General features: G+C 70.7%; 10 protein-coding genes and 1 tRNA gene. 8 read left to right on the top strand and 3 right to left on the bottom strand.

Annotation, left to right across the window (positions count from 1 at the left end; genetic code table 11):
• Window positions 1–563: 563 nt before the first annotated feature.
• Together LRD69_RS17915 and LRD69_RS17910 are read left to right on the top strand one after the other, a co-directional pair.
• Window positions 564–3,146 carry a S8 family serine peptidase gene (locus LRD69_RS17915; protein WP_277327583.1) on the top strand — a complete coding sequence of 861 codons (2,583 nt, stop codon included), beginning with the start codon at window positions 564–566 and terminating at the stop codon, window positions 3,144–3,146.
• A complete protein-coding gene (locus LRD69_RS17910; protein ID WP_277327582.1) occupies window positions 3,146–6,073 on the top strand; it encodes a VCBS repeat-containing protein in 2,928 nt (975 codons plus the stop codon). The genes LRD69_RS17915 and LRD69_RS17910 overlap by 1 nt, the downstream gene beginning before the upstream one ends.
• A gap of 177 nt (window positions 6,074–6,250) precedes the next feature.
• On the opposite strand, the gene LRD69_RS17905 is transcribed toward LRD69_RS17910, so the two are convergent.
• Window positions 6,251–7,747 (bottom strand): HAMP domain-containing sensor histidine kinase, encoded by a 1,497-nt coding sequence (locus LRD69_RS17905; RefSeq protein ID WP_277329773.1) that lies wholly within the window; start codon window positions 7,745–7,747, stop codon window positions 6,251–6,253.
• 47 nt (window positions 7,748–7,794) lie between these two features.
• Complete coding sequence (locus LRD69_RS17900) at window positions 7,795–8,547, bottom strand: response regulator transcription factor (RefSeq protein WP_277327581.1); 753 nt, start codon at window positions 8,545–8,547, stop codon at window positions 7,795–7,797.
• A 286-nt stretch (window positions 8,548–8,833) separates the two neighbouring features.
• Between LRD69_RS17900 and LRD69_RS17895 the strand changes: the two genes are divergently transcribed.
• Genes LRD69_RS17895 through LRD69_RS17885 form a run of 3 tightly spaced genes read left to right on the top strand, consistent with a single transcriptional unit; the run spans window position 8,834 to window position 11,415 of the window.
• Complete coding sequence (locus tag LRD69_RS17895) at window positions 8,834–10,186, top strand: ferredoxin reductase family protein (protein WP_277327580.1); 1,353 nt, start codon at window positions 8,834–8,836, stop codon at window positions 10,184–10,186.
• 10 nt (window positions 10,187–10,196) lie between these two features.
• Window positions 10,197–10,658 carry an FMN-binding protein gene (locus LRD69_RS17890; RefSeq protein WP_277327579.1) on the top strand — a complete coding sequence of 154 codons (462 nt, stop codon included), beginning with the start codon at window positions 10,197–10,199 and terminating at the stop codon, window positions 10,656–10,658.
• 25 nt (window positions 10,659–10,683) lie between these two features.
• Complete coding sequence (locus LRD69_RS17885; protein WP_277329772.1) at window positions 10,684–11,415, top strand: FAD:protein FMN transferase; 732 nt, start codon at window positions 10,684–10,686, stop codon at window positions 11,413–11,415.
• A 244-nt stretch (window positions 11,416–11,659) separates the two neighbouring features.
• Here LRD69_RS17885 and LRD69_RS17880 read toward each other — a convergent pair.
• A tRNA-Thr gene (locus tag LRD69_RS17880) sits at window positions 11,660–11,733 on the bottom strand.
• Window positions 11,734–12,156: 423 nt separating this feature from the next.
• On the opposite strand from LRD69_RS17880, the gene ugpC reads away from it, so the two are divergent.
• The 3 genes from ugpC (at window position 12,157) to LRD69_RS17865 (ending at window position 14,696) form a co-directional block, all read left to right on the top strand.
• A complete protein-coding gene (gene ugpC, locus LRD69_RS17875; RefSeq protein WP_277327578.1) occupies window positions 12,157–13,293 on the top strand; it encodes a sn-glycerol-3-phosphate ABC transporter ATP-binding protein UgpC in 1,137 nt (378 codons plus the stop codon).
• 234 nt (window positions 13,294–13,527) lie between these two features.
• Complete coding sequence (locus tag LRD69_RS17870) at window positions 13,528–13,941, top strand: hypothetical protein (RefSeq protein WP_277327577.1); 414 nt, start codon at window positions 13,528–13,530, stop codon at window positions 13,939–13,941.
• A gap of 35 nt (window positions 13,942–13,976) precedes the next feature.
• Window positions 13,977–14,696 carry a nucleotidyltransferase family protein gene (locus LRD69_RS17865; protein ID WP_277327576.1) on the top strand — a complete coding sequence of 240 codons (720 nt, stop codon included), beginning with the start codon at window positions 13,977–13,979 and terminating at the stop codon, window positions 14,694–14,696.
• The last annotated feature ends 59 nt before the right edge of the window (window positions 14,697–14,755 follow it).

The following is a 14,755-nucleotide window of genomic DNA, read 5'->3' as shown; positions in this document are numbered from 1 at the left end:
GGAGGCGAGCATCTTGTCGCCTGAATCATAAGGGCGGAGTGGCAGACCCTCCTTATGCCCCCGGCAGTTGGTGAACAGCAGGCAGGAACGAGGGAAACTCGCAGGTCACGGCGAGTAGGGCCCGGGGGTTCCCCTGAGCCCCCGGCCGGATTCGAGCCGAGGACGTAGGCATGACAAGTTGTCGGATCCCGGTCCGCCCGCGCCGCCGACAGCGAGCCGGCACCCACCCGGCCATGTCGCGGAGCGCGGGCGCTTGTTCGGGCGGAGCAGGAAGGCGGACGAGACCGGATCCGTTCGCGCACAGGCGGCCATCACCGTCGCCGGTGACAGGGCGGCGTGTGCCGCCGGCAGCGACGACGTACGGAAAGCCGGCCCGGAGGTCGCGGTCGGCCTGCGTGCCGAGCCCGGTGCGGACAGCACCACATCCAGCTGTTCCGTGGCCCGACTCCGCGACCGACCGCTCCGGCTGAGAGGCGCGCTCGGGTCCTGTAATGCCGCAGTAACGGTCCCTTTCTAGCGTCGGGCGCTGCCCCAACCGTTCCTGTCCCGGAGGAGCACCCTTGATGCCCCTGCCCCGTCCGTCCCGACGCAGACGTGCAGTGTGGGCGGCGACCTCGCTGTCCGCGGCGGCCGCCCTGCTGACCAGCCCGATACCGGCGATGGCCGACACCGTCCCGGCATCGGCCACCGCGAAGATCGACTCGGCGCTGCGCAGCGCCGTCGCCAAGGGCGGCGACGCGACCTTCTTCGTCGTCCTCAAGGACCAGGCCGACCTGTCCGGCGCCAAGAAGCAGAAGACGCACGCCGCCAAGGCCAAGGCCGCGTACAAGGAGCTGCGCGCGCACGCCGCGAACAGCCAGAAGTCGCTCACCTCCTTTCTGGACAAGGAGAAGGTCGGGCACAAGGACTACTGGATCGCCGACGCGATCCAGGTCACCGGTGACGCGGACCTCGTGAACGAGCTCGCGAAGCGCTCGGACGTCGCCTCGATCGTCAAGGAGCAGAAGTACAAGCTCGACGACGTCGAGACGTCGGACAGCACGGTCACCAAGTCGCGCACCACCTCGGCGGGCACGGACTCGTCCGCCACCGGTGACGACACCCCCGAGTGGGGCGTGGCCGACATCAACGCCGACGACGTCTGGAAGCAGTACGAAGACCGCGGCGAGGGCATCGTCATCGCCAGCGTCGACTCCGGTGTGCAGTACGACCACCCGGACCTGGTGAAGCAGTACCGCGGCAACAACGGCGACGGCACCTTCACGCACGACTACAACTTCTACGACCCGACCGGGAACTGCCCCTCCGACGGCACCCCGTGCGACAACAACGGCCACGGCACCCACACGATGGGCACGATGGTCGGCAAGAACGGCATCGGTGTCGCGCCGAACGCGAAGTGGATCGCCGCCAAGGGCTGCGCGACCAGCGAGTGCCCTGACGACGGCCTGCTCGCCGCCGGCCAGTGGATCCTCGCGCCGACCGACCACAACGGGCAGAACCCGCGCCCGGACCTCGCCCCGAACATCGTCAACAACTCCTGGGGCGGCGGCGACACGACGTTCTACCAGGACATCGTCGAGGCCTGGAACGCCGCGGGCATCTTCGAGGCGTTCGCGGCCGGCAACGACGGTGACGGCAAGACCTGCTCCACCGCGCACGCTCCCGGCTCGCAGGCCACGTCCTACGGCGTCGGCGCGTACGACTCCACCGGCAAGATCGCCTCGTTCTCCGGCTTCGGCCCGTCCCTGGTCGACGGCTCGGCGAAGCCGAACATCTCCGCGCCGGGTGTCGACATCCCCTCCACCTGGCCGGGTTCGTCGTACAACACCATCAGTGGTACGTCGATGGCGACGCCGCACGTCGCGGGCGCGGTGGCGCTGCTGTGGTCGGCGGCTCCGTCGCTGATCGGCAACATCGACGAGACGCGCGAGCTCCTCAACGAGGGCGCGATCGACATCGACGACACGCACTGCGGCGGCACCGCCGGCATGAACAACGTCTGGGGCGAGGGCAAGCTCGACATTCTCGCCTCCATCGACAAGGCCCCGCACACCGCGGCCACCGTCACCGGCAAGGTCACCGACAGGGCGACCGGCGCGGCTCTGCCGAACATCACCGTGAACGCCGCCGACGCCGCAGGCTCCGTCCGCACGGTCACCACCGGCCCGGACGGCGCGTACCGTCTGCCGCTGCCCCCGGGCACGTACTCCTTCGCCTTCACCGGCTACGGCTACGCGAACGGCTCGGCGACCGGTGTCACGCTCGCCGCCGAGCAGACCTACACCCAGGACATCGCGCTGACCGCGGTTCCCTCGCACCAGGTCTCCGGCACCGTCCTCGACGTCACCGGCAAGGCCCTCGCCGGTGCGAAGGTCGAGCTGAACGGCTCGCCGCTGGACGCCGTCACCACCAACGCCCAGGGCAAGTACTCCTTCGCCAAGGTCGCCGAGGGGTCCTACGGCGTCGTGGTGAAGCCCGCGGCCCCGGTCCTGTGCAACGGCGTCTACAACGGTGCCGCCACCGTCGGCGCCGCCGACCTGACCAAGGACGTGAAGATCCCGAACCGCACGGACAACTCGGGCAACAGCTGTGCCCCGGCCGCGTACTCCTGGATCGCGGGCTCCAAGAAGGTCGCCCTGTCCGGTGACGAGGACTCCGCGCAGGTCGCGCTGCCGTTCTCGGTGAAGCTGTACGGGGTCTCGTACTCCTCGGCCTCGGTCACCACCGACGGCCTGGTCAACTTCCTGTCCTCGCGTGTCGGCGACTACAGCAACACCGCGCTGCCGACGACCGGCGTGAACGGTGTGAAGGGCATCGTCGCCCCGCTGTGGGACGACCTGACGCTGGACAAGAAGTCCTCCGTGCAGACGGCCACCACCGGCACGAAGGGCAACCGCGCGTTCGCCATCGTCTGGAACAACGCCGCCTACGCGAACGGCACGTCGGGCCGCGCCACCTTCGAGGCCGTCTTCGACGAGGCCACCGGCGCCGTGACCCTCCAGTACCAGTCCGTCGCGGACAAGGGCGCGGGTGCCACCGTCGGCATCGCGAACCAGTCCGGCAGCGACGCCCTGCAGTACTCCTTCAACCAGTCCGTGCTCGCCAACGGCACGGCCATCAGCTTCACGCAGGGAGCCAAGTGATGAGAGCCCACCACTCGCGGCGGGCCCTCAGGCTCGCCTCCGGCCTGGTCGCGGCGGGCCTGTGCCTGACCGCCGCCCCACAGGCCCTGGCCGCCGACGACAGCGGCTCGGCGATGAAACTGAGCAGCGCCGAGGCGAAGACGCTGGCCGCACACGTGGCCCTCGACCCGTGGGTCACGGCCGAGGACACCACCGGCACGAAGAAGGAGGACGACGCCCCCGCCACGGACTCCGGCAGCGGCTCGCAGCCGGCCGGCGCGTCCACCGACGTCGACCCGACGACCAAGGTCACGACGACCGCGAAGTCCACGCTGGAAGGCGTGCGCGGCATGGGCGCCACGGTGCCGGTCGGCAAGAACGGCGACTACTTCTCCGTCAACAGCATGGGCTACGTGCAGCGCCATGCCGCCGACGGCAGTGAGACGTGGGCCCGCACCAGCAGCTCGTTCTTCACGGACTGGCAGGTCAAGCCGCTCCAGGTGTGGCGCGTCGAGCCGTACCCGGCGCAGATCCTCATGGGCTACAACGCGGTCTCGCCGTTCTCGCCCAACTCGGACTCCGGTTACTCGACCGGTGACCTGACCGGCGACGGCGTCCCGGACCTGGTGTTCACGGCGCTGGTCGGCGCGACCCCGTACCCGCGGGCGTTCTCCTCGCCGGGCTCGAACCTGAGCACCGGCACGTTCGTGACGGTCCTCGATGGCAAGACCGGCACCACCGTCTGGTCGAAGCTCTACAACCACGCCTCCATGGTGAAGATCGTCGACGGCACCCTGCTGATCGCCGACGCACCCCGGATGAGCAGCGACGCGAAGGTCCCGGCCGACGCGACGGCCACCCTGACCGGCATCCGCTTCTCGTCCGCGGACGGAAAGCTGACCCCGGCGCAGACGTGGACGTACGACACCGAGGAAGCCCGGTACGTGAACTGGGGCGACATCCAGGACCTCGGCAAGGGCAAGGTCTCCGTCTCCTGGAACCTGGCCAAGGACGACGGCGTCGCCGCGCGCGGCCGCACCGCCCTGCTCGACACCGCCGACGGCTCCGTCACCTGGCAGACCGACAGCATGCTGTACAGCCGTCAGCTGCGCCTGGACGCCGGCCGCAAGCGGCTCGTCGCGATCGAGCAGGCGGACACCACGGACGCGGTGCGCTACGAGGTCGCCGCGTACGACCTGAAGACCGGTGACCGATCCACCCTCGACGGCCGCGACAACGTGGTGCCGACCGCGCTGACGGTCGGCGACCTCGGTGCCAAGGCCGGCGACGAGTACGTGGTCGCGGAGTCCTCGCTGGACGAGAACCTGTACGTCAACGCCAGCACCGTCCGGGTGCTCGACGGGGCCGACGCGGACAAGCTCCTGTGGTCGAGCACGATCAAGCGGGACGCCGACAACTCCAGGGACTCGTCCAGCATCTGGGGCCTCGGCGTGACCGACGGCTCGCTGGTCGTCTCCGCCCAGGACGACCGCAAGATCTTCGACCCGGAGAACCGCGGCGGCTCGCGCTTCGCGTCCCTGACCGTGTTCTCCGGCAAGGGCGCCGTCAAGTGGCAGAACAAGGGCGTCGCCGCCGCTCCGATGTTCCAGGACGTCTACGCAGACGACCAGGGCACACACGTGCGCGTGGTCGACCAGGGGCAGAACATCCGCACCTTCAAGCTCGGCACCGGCAAGGCGGAGAACGTCACGCCGCTGCAGGGCGACATCGCCCTCGCCAAGGGCGCGGACCTGAACAATGACGGCAAGACCGACCTGATCATGGGCGGTTCGTCCAACGGCGTGTGGGCCTACTCGGGCCCGTCCCTCGTCGACGGCAGCAAGCCGCAGAAGCTGTGGCGGGCCACCGTCCCCGGCGAGGTCCACGACATCGAAACCGGCGACGTCAACGGCGACGGCAAGACCGAGATCGTCGTCGCGGCCGACACCGCGACGGTCGTCCTCAACGGCAAGACCGGCAAGACGCTCGCCACGATCGACGGCGGCGGCCAGTTCGTGCGCTCGGCCAAGCTGGCCGACCTCAACGGCGACGGCGAGCTGGACATCCTGGTCCCGACGGACGCGCTGCGCGCCTACTACGGCGACGGTCACGCCCTGTGGACGTACAGCGCCCCGAAGGACGCGGGCGACGTGCGCTTCGCCGACCCGTCGACGGGCGACGGCCAGGTGTACGCCTCGTACGCGAGCCTCAACGCGTTCCAGCTGACCACGCCGACCACGAACGCGGTCGCGCTCAACGGCAAGACTGGCAAGGCCCGTTGGACCGCCACACCGAAGGCCCCGGACAACGCGGTCGGCGGCATCCGCACCGCCATCCCGAACGAGGGCGTCTTCGCCTCCAAGGAGATCCCGTACGCCGACGGGCACGCGGTCATCTACACGTGGGCCGTCAACGCGCCCATCAAGTGGGACTCGGACGCCCTCAGCCCGCAGAACTGGTTCGAGATCCGCGACGGCCGCACCGGCGAGGTGCTGCACACCTGGATGTCCGGCGGTCTGTGGACGCACTTCAGCTTCTTCGCCAAGGACGGGGCGCTGTACGAGGGCGGCACGGCGTCGTTCCGGCGCTTCCGTGCGAACGGTGACGACACCCAGCAGGGCGTCTTCCCGCAGTCGTACGGCGGCGGCTTCCTTACCGGTCCCGGCGGGCGCGAGCTCCTGGTCGCCGGTGTGGAGGCCGGCCTGTATCTCTGGGACCCGAGCATCTTCGAGTCCGAGGACAGCTGGGCTCATGAGGTCGGCAGCACCCCCGTCCTCGGGGGCGCCCGCAACTACTTCGCGGGAGACCTCGACGGAGACGGCGTCGACGAGGTTCTGTCCCTCAACAGCGACGACCACGGCTTCGACCGCACTGCCGGCGACTTCGGCGGCGGCTACTACCTGACCGACAACAACATCCACCAGGTCACCACGTACAAGCTGTCGTAACCCGCCGGCCATGATCCACGGCTGACGCAGTGATCGACCGGACCCCCGGGGCGAATGAGCCCCGGGGGTCCTCAGCATGAACTCGGTGCGCCATCCCTGCTGCCCCCGGTCGCTGGTGCCGCGACCGGCCGTGTTTGCCCGTCGCGACAGGGCAAAGCTTGCCGGGAGGGGCACTGGCTAGGAGGACTCGCTGCTTGCGGGCAGCCGAACCGCGAACGTCGTCGATCCCGGACTGCTGTCGAGCGTGACCCCTCCCCCGTGGGCTTCGGCGACCGCCGCCACGATCGACAGTCCGAGGCCGGCGCCGCCGCCCGGGCCCTCGGTGCGGCGGCGGTCCGCCCGCGTGAAGCGCTCGAAGACTCCGGGCTGGACCTCCGGGGGTACGCCGGGGCCGTCGTCGTGGACCTTCAGTACGGCCGTCGCCTTGTCCGGCTCCTCAGAATCCTCGTATTCCAGGGAGACAGTCACCGTGGTACCGGCGGGTGTGTGCAGACGTGCGTTGGCCAGCAGGTTGGCCAGCACCTGCTGGAGCCGGTGGCCGTCGCCCGTCACCCTCACCGGCTCCTCGGAGAGCTCCAGCGTCCAGCGGTGGCCGGGGCCTGCGGCCTGCGCGTCCGTGACCGCGTCCAGGACCAGGCGGGTGAGGTCGACGGGGCGGCGTTCCAGCGGGCGCCCCGCGTCGAGGCGGGCAAGGAGGAGCAGGTCGTCGACCATCTCGCCCATACGGGCCGACTCCGCCGCGATGCGCTCCAGGGCCCGCACCACCTTCGGGGGCACGTCGCCGGGGTGCAGCAGCGCCAGTTCGGCGTGGCCGCGGACCGACGCCACCGGAGTGCGCAGCTCATGGCTGGCGTCGGCGGCGAAACTGCGCAGCCGTTCCTCGCTCGCGTGCCGTTTGGTCAGCGCGTCCTCGACATGGCCGAGCATCCGGTTGAAGGCGCCGGCGACGCGGCCCACCTCGCTGCGCGGGTCGGTCTCGGGTGCGCGCGGCGGAAGGGCCACCTCGCCGCTGGCCAGTGGCAGTTCGCTGACGCGGGTCGCGGTCGCGGCCACCCTGCTGAGTGGCCGTAGCGACCAGCGCACCCACAGGGCACCCGCGACGCCGGTGATGGCGAGTGCCGCGCCGAAGACGATCGCGGCGACCAGTTCCAGCCGGTGGAGGGTGGCCTCGACGGGCTCCATGGGCAGTCCGGTGATCAGGACGTCGCCGTCCATGCCCCCGACCGCCATCAGGCGGTACGCGCCGAGCGACGACAGGTCGACGGTGTGCCCTCGGCCGTCGGCCGGCATTGCGGCGAGCTCCCTCCTGTCCCCGGTGCTCAGCGGAGCGGACAGATCGCCCGTGCCGCTGGTGGAGCCCACCACCGCGGCGTTGGTGACCGTGTCACCGAACAGCCGGGCGCCGAAGGTGCCGGTGGCCTGCCGGCGGGTGTCGGCGCGCTCGTCGCCGTCGTGGTCCGACGGCAGGCGCCCGTCGTGCTCCAGGCTCGCCGGGAACCGTTCGCCGACGCCGCGCAGCTGCTGGTCGAGGCGGCCGGTGAGGAAGCCGTCCAGCTCGACCACCGCTGCGACGCCGACGGCGGCACAGCTGACCGCGAGCAGCACGACGAGTCCGGCGGTGAGCCGCGCCCGGAGCGTGTGGGGCCAGGACAGGCGCGACAGCCGGTGGGGCAGACGCGACAGCCGGCGCCGCAGGCCCGTGGTCACAGGGCTACGGGTGCTCACTGGACCACCGGCTTGAGCACGTAGCCGGCGCCACGCACCGTGTGGATCATGGGTGCGCGGCCCGCGTCCACCTTCTTGCGCAGGTAGGAGATGTACAGCTCGACGACATGGGCCTGGCCACCGAAGTCGTACGACCACACGCGGTCGAGTATCTGCGCCTTGCTGAGCACGCGCCGCGGGTTGCGCATGAGGAAGCGCAGCAGCTCGAACTCGGTCGGGGACAGCTCGATGAGCTCGCCGCCGCGGGTGACCTCGCGGGCCTCCTCGTCCATGACCAGGTCGCCGACGGTCAGCCGCGGCCCGTCCTCCCCCTGCTGCCGGGCCATGCCGGCGCGGCGCAGCAGTCCGCGCAGCCGGGCGACGACCTCCTCCAGGCTGAACGGTTTCGTCACGTAGTCGTCGCCGCCCGCCGTGATGCCCGCGATGCGGTCCTCGACGGCGTCCCGTGCGGTCAGGAAGAGCACGCACACGTCGGAACGTACGGCGTGCAGCGAGCGCAGCACGGCGAAGCCGTCGGTGTCCGGGAGCATCACGTCGAGGACGACGGCGTCGGGGAGCAGCTCGCGCGCCTCGGTGACGGCACAGGCGCCGTCACCGGCCGTCCGCACCTCCCAGCCCTCGTAGCGCAACGCGCCGGACAGGACCTCGGCCAGGTCGGGGTCGTCATCGACGACGAGCACCCGGAGGGGAGTGCCGTCGGGGCGGGTGAGAGCGGGGAGGCCGGAGCCTCGGGAGCGGGGAGTGTTCATCTCACGTACCAGGATGCGGCGTCTCCGGGCCGGGGTCTGCTGCTCTCGGGCTCTGAGTTTCCTCTGAGTCCGCCGTGCCGCCGGTCCGGCCTTCCGGACCGCGCCACCCCGTGCCACCTGCGCCGAAGGCTGTGCCGCTCGCCGTGCGCTCAGAGCCGGCTCAAAGGTTCCCCCGGCACAGTTGCGTCCCGGGCAGGCGCAGGACCCGTCTCGGTCTCGTGCACTGCGGCAGCACCCTTCGCGGACAGCCGCAGGTTGCCTCGCAGACAGCCGAAAGGACGAGTGGATGACGACGGTGTACGAGCAGCGGGCGGTGGCCCTTGCGCCTCCCGAGCCCCGGCGCTCCCACGCCGGCCCGGTGCTCATCTTCCTGTGGGGCGGTGCCGCGGCGGTGGTCGCCCTGTGGTGGCAGGACACGGGGTCGGTCGTGGGCACGGCGGGCCTGCTGACCGGGGCCGGGCGGATCGCGGGGCTGCTGTGCGGCTACGCCTGCGCCGTACTCGTCGGGCTGATGGCCCGCGTCCCGCTCCTCGAGCGGCGGATCGGCTCGGACCGGGTGGCGCGCTGGCACGCGATGGCGGGCCGCTACACGATCTGCCTGCTGGTCGCCCACGTCGTGCTGATCCTCTTCGGGTACGCCGCCCAGGACGGTTCCTCGATCGTGCACGAGACGCTCACGGTGGTCCTGGACTACCCGGAGATGCTCAAGGGCACCGCCGGCACAGTCATCCTGTTCGCCGTCGGGATCACCTCGGCCCGCGCCGTGCGCCGCCGGGTCAACCACGAGTTCTGGTACTACGTGCACCTGCTCACGTACGCCGCGGTCTTCCTCGCCTTCGGCCACCAGCTCGCCCTCGGGTCCGACTTCACCGGCGACGGCCCGGCGCAGGCGGCCTGGTACGTGCTGTACCTGGGCGCCGCCGCCCTGGTGATGTGGTTCCGGATCCTCGCCCCGGTGCGGCTGAACCTGCGTCACCGGCTGCGCGTCGAGTCCGTGCACCGGGAGGCGCCGGGCGTGTACTCGGTCGTCATGCACGGGCGGCAGCTGCACGAGTTGGGTGCGCGACCGGGGCAGTTCTTCCGCTGGCGGTTCCTCACGGAGGGCATGCGCTGGACCTCCACGCCGTACTCCCTGTCGGCGCCGCCCCGCCAGGACCTGCTACGGATCACGGTCAAGGCGCTCGGAGACCACAGCGCCGCCGTCCCGATGCTGCGGCCGGGCACGCGGGTGTGGGCGGAGGGCCCTTACGGGTCGCTGACCGCCGACCGGAGCACCACGCACAAGTCCCTGCTGATCGCGGGCGGTGTCGGCATCACCCCGCTGCGGGCCCTGTTCGAGACGCTGCCCGGCGACGTCACCCTCGTCTACCGGGCGCGCACGACCGAGGACCTCGCCCTGGGTGGGGAGCTCGAGGCCATCGCGCGGTGGCGCGGGGCGAGGGTGCTGTATGCGCTCAACGGTCCGCACGGGCAGCGCCCCAGCTTCACGGCCGAGTCCCTGCGCGCGGCCGTGCCCGATCTCGCCGGGCGCGACGTGTACCTGTGCGGGCCGCACGGATTCGCCCAGGACCTGTACGAGGCGCTGCGCACCGCCGGGGTTCCGGACCGCCGTATCCAGCACGAGTCGTTCGAACTGTGAGGCCGTAGAAATGCACGGGTTGAAGAAGAACCGTCCGCTGCGCCGCATCGTGCTGGCGAGCGCCGCCACCGTCTCCGGGATGGTGCTGCTGCTGTCGCTGAAGCCGCACACGACCCCGAGCGTCGCTGTGGGCGCACCGTCGGTCGGTTCGAGCGCGTCGGCCGGCTCCGGAGGATCGAGCAGGTCGGCCACGGGCACGAAGACGGTCACCGGGGACTCGGTCCAGACCCGCTACGGCCCCGTACAGGTCCGTGTCACCGTGAAGAACGGCAAGATCACCGACGTCACCGCGGTCACGTACCCCCAGGAGAACCCGAGGGACCAGCAGATCAACAGCTACGCGATACCCCAGCTGACGAGGGAGGCGCTGGCCGCGCAGAGCGCCGACATCGACACCCTCTCGGGAGCCACGTACACCAGCGACGGGTACCGCACGTCCCTGCAGTCCGCTCTGGATCAGGCCGGTGGCTGAGCCGTGGCGGCATGCCGAGGAGGTCATGGGCACGGTCTTCTCCTTCGACATCCGCGGCGGCCGGCCGAGCGGTGTCCGGGAGGCGCTGGACGCGGCGGTGGCCGAACTCCACCGCGTCGACGAGGTGTTCAGCACCTACCGCGCAGGCAGCCAGGTCTCCCGGCTGGCGCGCGGCGAGCTGACCACCGCGGACTGCGACCCGGAGGTCGGCGCGGTGCTGGCGCTGTGCGGGGAGGCGGAGCGGCTCAGCGGGGGCTGGTTCAGCGCGACGTACGCGGGGTCGGTCGACCCGACGGGCCTGGTGAAGGGGTGGGCGACCGAGCGCGCGGCACGGCGGATCGCTGGGGCGGGCGTGGACGGCGTGAGTGTGAACGGTGGCGGCGACGCGCAGTTGTACGGGGCTCCGGGGCCGGACCGGCCGTGGCGGATCGGGGTGGCCGACCCGCTTCGACCGGGCGCTCTGGCGGCGGTCGTCTCGGGGGCGGGTGAAGTGGCCGTGGCGTCGTCCGGCACGGCCGAGCGCGGCCGTCACATCGTGGATCCGCACACAGGTCTGGCCGCCGAAACGGACCTGGCCGCCGTCACCGTGGTGACCCCGAGCCTGACCTGGGCGGACACCTGGGCGACTGCGGCCTTCGCGATGGGGTCCGAACGGGCTCTGCCGTGGCTGGAGTCGCTGGACGGCACGGAGGCGCTGCTGATCCACGAGGACGGGGCGGTGCGGTGCACGAAGGGGCTCGGGGTGTACCTCCGGTAGGGGCAAGGCACCTGCAGCAAGACCTGTGCCAAGCACGCGAGCATCTGCCCCGGACGCAAGGGCGGCGGTCACGATGCGACGCGCGGGCAACGCCCTCCTGCCCGCCCCGAAACCGTCACCTGAGCCCACAACGGAGACCAGGACTGAGACCGGCGGCCGCCGCGCGGCCCGCTCCCGCGCACGCCGCCGCATCCAGTCAATGGAAAAGGCCAGGTCAGATGATGTCTGACCTGGCCTTTCTCCGAGCCCCCTATCGGATTCGAACCGATGACCTACGCATTACAAGTGCGTTGCTCTGGCCAGCTGAGCTAAGGAGGCAACACGGACAGCAAAGCCGCGCGCGCAAGTTCCCTCACTCTACACAGCAGCCCGACTCCTGATCCACGAAGTTCTTCCGCGCCCGTGACCGGTCGGTCATCGGCCGCCGGCCGACCTGCCCATGGCACCCCTGCGGGACCGGCCGGGTACGGCCCTCACGATGGCGCCGCGCCGGCGGCGGGCGGCGAAGGAGGTGGCGCCCGGTGCACGGCGGCCAAGAGTCCGTGGTTCTGCCCGAACGCACGGGACCGGAGGTACGTCGTTCCGGCCGCCAGGTCCCGATGCGATATTTCAGTCGCCCGAGAACTACTGACAGATTCGAAATGGCCAGGTAGCGTCGCTGAAGGTTCACCCAAATGGACCAGACCACTCCGTTACTCGGATCGTCCGGCACGTTCCTGCCGGTGGAGGAGAAGATTCAGCATGGCCAGTGTCACGTTCGACAAGGCGTCCCGCATCTACCCCGGCTCCACCAAGCCCGCGGTGGACCAGCTCGAGATCGACATCGCGGACGGTGAGTTCCTCGTCCTCGTCGGTCCTTCCGGCTGTGGCAAGTCGACCTCCCTGCGCATGCTCGCGGGTCTCGAGGACGTCAACGGCGGCGCGATCCGCATCGGTGACCGCGACGTCACGCACCTGCCGCCGAAGGACCGGGACATCGCCATGGTGTTCCAGAACTACGCGCTCTACCCGCACATGTCCGTCGCGGACAACATGGGCTTCGCGCTCAAGATCGCCGGTGTCAACAAGACCGAGATCCGGGCGAAGGTCGAAGAGGCCGCCAAGATGCTGGACCTCACCGAGTACCTGGACCGCAAGCCGAAGGCGCTCTCCGGTGGTCAGCGTCAGCGTGTCGCGATGGGCCGCGCCATCGTGCGTGAGCCGCAGGTCTTCCTCATGGACGAGCCGCTGTCGAACCTCGACGCCAAGCTCCGTGTCTCCACCCGTACGCAGATCGCGTCGCTGCAGCGCCGTCTCGGCATCACGACCGTGTACGTCACGCACGACCAGGTCGAGGCCCTGACCATGGGTGACCGTGTCGCGGTCCTCAAGGACGGTCTGCTGCAGCAGGTCGACTCGCCGCGCAACATGTACGACCGCCCGGCCAACCTCTTCGTCGCCGGCTTCATCGGCTCCCCGGCCATGAACCTGGTCGAGGTCCCGATCACCGACGGTGGCGTGAAGTTCGGCAACAGCGTCGTCCCGGTCTCCCGCGAGGCGCTCACCGCCGCCGCCGACCGCGGCGACACCACGGTCACGGTCGGCATCCGCCCGGAGCACTTCGACATCGTCGAGCACGGTGGCGCCGCCGCCAAGTCGCTCTCGAAGGACAGCGCCGACGCCCCGGCCGGTCTGGCCGTCTCGGTCAACGTCGTCGAGGAGCTCGGCGCCGACGGCTTCGTCTACGGCTCCGCGCAGGTCGGCGGCCAGGACAAGGACCTCGTGGTCCGCGTCGGCGGCCGCGCCGTGCCGGAGAAGGGCACCAAGCTGCACGTCGTGCCGCGCCCGGACGAGCTGCACGTCTTCTCGACGTCGACGGGCGAGCGTCTCACCGACTGACGTCGCACACGCCGTACGCGAACGGCCCCGCACCCCCGTGGTGCGGGGCCGTTCGCGTGCCGATGCCCGTGTGCGGGTTTCAATCCAGGGCGGCCGGAATCTGGCCCAAATACCCTGACACTTCGGTTATTTCACCAGCTGTCGTCAACCAGTGATGCGAAAAGTACCCGTGCGCCGTCCCCCGCAAGGGTGACGAAATGTCGCCAAATCATCACTCCCCGCTACGCTCGCTGCGTGACCCACACCGCGCGCCGCATCGGCCGAACTCTCGCTCTCGTCCTGCCCGTCGTCATGGTCCTGTCCGGGACCCTCGCGGTCACCCGTGTGCCGTGGGCAGCGCACAACTCCGAGTCGCAGGTACTCACCGCGGCGGCCCAGCCCGTCTCGCAGCGTGCCGCGGCCCGCGCCCCGCAGGACGTGCTGCGCGACCGGCTGCTCCTGGAACTCCAGCAGAAGGACCCGGGCGTCGCGCTGACGGACCTCCAGCGATCCGTCGAAGGCCGCCCGACGCTCGCCCGGCACTGCATGACGATCGCCAGGGCGCTGGGCCGGGCCGCGGTCGAGCGGTACGGTCCGGTGCGCGCGCACCGGTTCTCCCGGCCGGTCTGCGACACGTCGTTCGCCTCGGGTGTCGCGCAGTTCAGCTGACGGGCACGGCCCGGGCACGGCATATCGTGCCTGCCATGCATACGTATCCGACGCAGGCCGTGATCCTGGCGGGTGGCCAGGGGTCACGGCTGCGCCCGTACACCGATGACCGCCCCAAGCCGATGGTCGAGATCCCGGGCACCGGGACTCCGATCATCGGCCATCAGCTTTCCTGGCTGGCCGCCGAGGGCGTGACCGATGCCGTCGTGTCGTGCGGTCATCTGGCCGAGGTGCTTCAGGAGTGGCTCGCCGAAGCGGTGCTGCCGCTGCGGGTGACGACCGTCGTGGAGTCGGAGCCGCTGGGCCGCGGGGGCGGCCTCAAGCACGCTGCCGCCCGGCTCCCGGACCCCTCGGAGCCCTGGTACGCCACGAACGGCGACATCTGGACCCGTTTCTCGTTGCGCGAGATGGCCGCCTTCCACGCGGAGCGTGATGCGACGGCCACGCTGGCGCTGGCCCGTCCCCGTATCCCGTGGGGTGCCGTGGAGACGGACGCGTTCGGGCACATCACCGACTTCATCGAGTCGCCGCCGTCGCCGTATCTGATCAACGCGGGTGTGTACGTCTTCTCACCGCTGTTCACGACGCTGCTGCCGGAGCGGGGCGACCACGAGCGGACGACGTTCCCACGGCTGGCCCGCGAGCGCCGGCTGGCCGGGTATCCGCTGCCGCTGGGGGCCTACTGGCGGGCCATCGACACGGCGAAGGACCTGACCGAGGCGGCGAGGGAGCTGGACGGTCCGCAGGCCCGCTGAGGCGGGGGCCGGGTACGGAGAAGGAGAGGGGCGGTCGCCGGAGACCCGGCGACCGCCCC

It is taken from the genome of Streptomyces sp. JH14 (assembly GCF_029428675.1).
Taxonomy (GTDB): domain Bacteria; phylum Actinomycetota; class Actinomycetes; order Streptomycetales; family Streptomycetaceae; genus Streptomyces.
Note: the sequence above shows the minus strand (reverse complement) of the source record. Positions and strands in the feature narration are given on the sequence as shown.